Origin of the sequence: Streptomyces sp. NPDC087901, from assembly GCF_044742205.1 — a bacterium.
Classification (GTDB): domain Bacteria; phylum Actinomycetota; class Actinomycetes; order Streptomycetales; family Streptomycetaceae; genus Streptomyces.
In genome coordinates, this window is sequence record NZ_JBIUUC010000052.1 from 1 (window position 1) to 3,647 (window position 3,647).

Annotated in this window: 3 protein-coding genes; all 3 read right to left on the reverse strand. The window is 66.4% G+C overall.

The features are described 5' to 3' along the window. Nucleotides 1-164 precede the first annotated feature (164 nt). The gene (locus ACIOEW_RS41215; RefSeq protein WP_401970750.1) at nt 165-1,256 is read right to left on the reverse strand and encodes a medium chain dehydrogenase/reductase family protein; all 1,092 of its coding nucleotides are present in this window, start codon (nt 1,254-1,256) and stop codon (nt 165-167) included. A gap of 45 nt (nt 1,257-1,301) precedes the next feature. Then, the gene (locus ACIOEW_RS41220; RefSeq protein WP_401970752.1) at nt 1,302-2,654 is read right to left on the reverse strand and encodes a carotenoid oxygenase family protein; all 1,353 of its coding nucleotides are present in this window, start codon (nt 2,652-2,654) and stop codon (nt 1,302-1,304) included. Nucleotides 2,655-2,746: 92 nt separating this feature from the next. Beyond that, nucleotides 2,747-3,310 (reverse strand): TetR/AcrR family transcriptional regulator, encoded by a 564-nt coding sequence (locus ACIOEW_RS41225; protein WP_401970754.1) that lies wholly within the window; start codon nt 3,308-3,310, stop codon nt 2,747-2,749. Nucleotides 3,311-3,647: the final 337 nt, after the last annotated feature.

Consider the following 3,647-nt stretch of genomic DNA (forward strand, 5'->3'; position numbering starts at 1 on the left):
CCGTACGAGAGCACCCCGCCACTCGCCGGGGAAGACCGTCAAAGGCGCCGAGACACTCGACCAGCACTACGGCCGCACAGGTTAAACGTCAAGCTGAGGGGGCGGCCTGTCGATGGTCGGCTGGGTGGGGAAGGGCGGCTGTGCGTTCTCGGCCGTTGCCCGGCTTACGGCACGAGGACGACTTTGCCGACTACGGTGCCGGATTCGGCTAGTTGCACGGCGTCGCTGATTTCGGCGAGTGGGATGCGTGCGGCAACCTGAGGGGTGAGGTCGCCGTTGGCGAGTAGCGTGAGGACCTGGGTCAGGTCGGCGTTCAGTTTGGTGCGGAAGGTGTCGAGTCTGCGTCGGCCGGCCCAGATGTTGTAGAAGCGGGCGCCCTTGCAGTTGGGCAGGGCGTTCCAGAGCATCAGGCGGGCGAACAGCTTGAGGACGGGGGCCCTGGATGAGCCCTGGACGTCGCGGGTGGAGGCGGTGCCGTAGGAGACGAGTGTTCCCTTGGCGGCGAGCAGGCGGTAGGAGGTAACGATGCCCTCGCCGCCCACGTGGTCAAACACCGCGTTGTAGCCCTGCGGTGCGTGTGCGCGCAACTGGTCGTTCAGGTCGGGTGCCCGGTAGTCGATGGGGGTGGCACCCAGCGCGCGGACGGCCTCGTGGTGTTTGGTGGAGGCGGTGCCGATGACCTGGGCGCCGGCGATGCGGGCGAGTTGGACGAGGGTGGAGCCGACGCCGCCGTTCGCGCCGTGCACGAGGACGGTCTGTCCGGGGCGGATCTTCGCGAGGCGGTGGAGCATCTGCCAGGCGGTGATGCCGTTGACCACGAAGGTCTCCGCATCGGCGGAGTCGACAACCTCGGGTACTTCTATCAGGTCGCCGGCGTCGACGGTGACGTGGCTTGCCCAGGCCCCGGTCTTGGTCAGCACCGCGAAGCGCCGCCCTAGCTGATCGCCCGGCACGCCCTTCCCTATATCGACGGCGCGGCCGATGAGGTCATAGCCGGGGACGAACGGGAAGGGTGGCTGGTCGTAGTACTTGCCGCGGCGCATCTGCTGCTCGGCGAAGGAGATGCCCGCGGCCTCCATCGCCAGCACGACCTGCCCGCGGCCAGCCGGGCGGGCGGGCCGTGTGCGTATCTGAATGCCGTCCGGGTCCACGACTCCGGGCAGCAACGCTTCAGTAACTGTGTGCGATGAGAGCGGGGAGGCCTTCGCATTCTTGGGCGCTTTGCCGGTGATGCAGCCTGCAAAATTCTTCTTCATCGGATTCTCCGTCAACGCTGGTGGGCGGTGGTATGGGCCGGGAGGTCAGAAGGCGGAGTCGGGGATCCACGAGCCGTGGATCATGGCGGGAACGCGCCGGGGGAGGTGGATCGTGGCGACGGGGGGCACGGTGAGGTCGGAGGCGTCCAGGACGAGGAGCTTGGAGGCGTTGGCGTTGAGGTTGCTCACGACGGTCAGGAGGTAGCCCTCGTCCTCACCGGTGGTGTCCTGCGCCTGGACGAATACCGCTTCGCTGGGCAGCTGGCCGGTACCGAAGGGCAGCAACTGACGGGCGCCGGTGGTGCGGTCGTACTTCACCAGGGTGTGGTTGCCGACGCCGAGGTCGTCGGGGAACGACAGCGCGTACTGGAAGCGGTGCTCGCTGCCGGTAAACTCGTCGTTGATCGTGGGAAACTCCACCGTCAGATCGTCGGTCTGCTGCTCCTTGACGGTTCCTGCAGCCAGGTTGACGGTCCATCGGCGGCTTCGGGAGCCGGAGTTCGGCTCGGCGCCGCGGTCCGGGGCACCTACCCACCAGTTCCAGGAACGCTGCCAGCCCTCGCGGCCCACGGTGGGGCCTTCGACGACGATGTGCCCGAAGGCGTCCTCGTAAGCGTTGGCGAAGTGCATGCCGTAGCCCTGGCCGATCTCGAACCAGCGGATCTGTCGGGCGCCGCCAGCCTCGCGCGGCATGATTCCGATCCGTGAGGCTTGCGCGTCGCTCCAGCTGTACGGGATCCCGGAGTGCTCGGCGGGATCGAACGTGACCGAGCCCTCCAGGAAGATCACGTAGTGCTCGGTGATCGCGAAGTCGTGCTTGAGCGCGGCGCTCGCACCGGGCACCTCCTGACTTTCCAGCACCTCACCGTCGGCAGAGGCGACGTGGTGAATCAGGAACGGCGGAAACGGAGAGGAGGCAAAGAAGTGCAGCTCCCCGCTGGCCGGGTCCTCCTTCGGGTGGGCGGTCATCGCGGAAGTGAGCTTCCCGCCGAAGTCGTACGCGCCGACCGTCTCCAAGTCGGCCGTCAGCTCGAACGGCAGCGCCGCCTCCGACAGCGCCAGCAACCGCCCGGCGTGCTCGATGACGTGCGTGCCGGCCGTACTTACCGTCAGATCGGGCCCCCGGTCCGTCATGTACGGGGCGCCCTCCAGCGCGGGTGTGTGCACCCACCGGTTGCGGTACCACTCGGCACGCCCTTGGTTCAGCCGGATCCCGTGCACCATGCCGCTGCCCTTGAACCAGTGACTCGGAGTGATCCCGGGCTTCGGGTTATGACTGTTACGCAGCAGCCGGCCGGTCAGCTCCGGCGGCAGACTGCCCTCAACCACCAGCTCGGTCGCGGTGACCTCGTCGGCGACGGGGGCGTAGTGACCGGTCAGGTAGGGCTTGCTGGCCATGATGAACCTCAATTTTGAAGTGCACGAATGTATGTGGTTGAACACTCACTTGTAGTCGCAAAAAAGGCGCGCCCGCCTGCCGGTGGGGCGGGTCAGTAGTGCATAATCCCGGCAGACAAGGTGCGTGTCCAGGGTGCGGAAATCGCCTCGGCGTCGATGGAGACCAGCAGATGACAGAGCATGCCGACGGCGAAGAACTGCTGCACCTGCTGCTCGCCGCCCCCCGAGGCGCTGCGGACGTACTCGACGCTGCGGGCATACCCCGCCCGGACCGCCTCCCTGATCGCCGGCTCGGACACTGCGGCCGCCTGTGCGTGCAGCTGGACCAGCATGAGGTTGTTGTCGCTGATCAAGCGGGCGTAGGCGTCGCCCATCGAGGCCAGCACCGCCTCGGATGAACTGCTCTCGGCCTTCGCCGCGCCACCTTCAAGAGCGGCGCGGACTCGAACAAAGCAGTGCTCGACAACTGCGACGAATAGGGCTTCCTTGTTCGGGAAGAGCCGGTAGACGTATGCCTGCGAGATCCCGGCGGCCTTCGCCACCTCCGTAGTGGTGGTTCCGAAGTATCCTCGGGCCGCGAAGGCCCCGATGGCCGTGCGCAGTACTGTCTCCCGGCGTTCTTCGGCTGTGGAAAGTTGTCGACGCCCTGACTTCATGTGAGTACTCAACCACTCACTCTTTTCGATGTCAAGTGCACGCCCGGCGATGGCACGTCAACCTGACCGTAGGTACATGCGAGCGGGCGATTGCAGCGCTCATACAACGGGTAGCGGGAGCCCGCGGGCTGCACAGAGCGCTGCGGACCAGCCGCAATCGGGCGTGCACCGCCCCCCTGCCTGTGGGGCGGTAAAACGTTCGGTGTAGCTGTCGATCATGGATGATGCATCGATGACCAGTAACAACGTGACTGAGGCCGAGCCCGTGGAGCCGTCTGAGGCGGTGTCGGCGGAGTCTGTGGATGACCAGCTGATTGATGAGCTGGTGGGCCGGGCT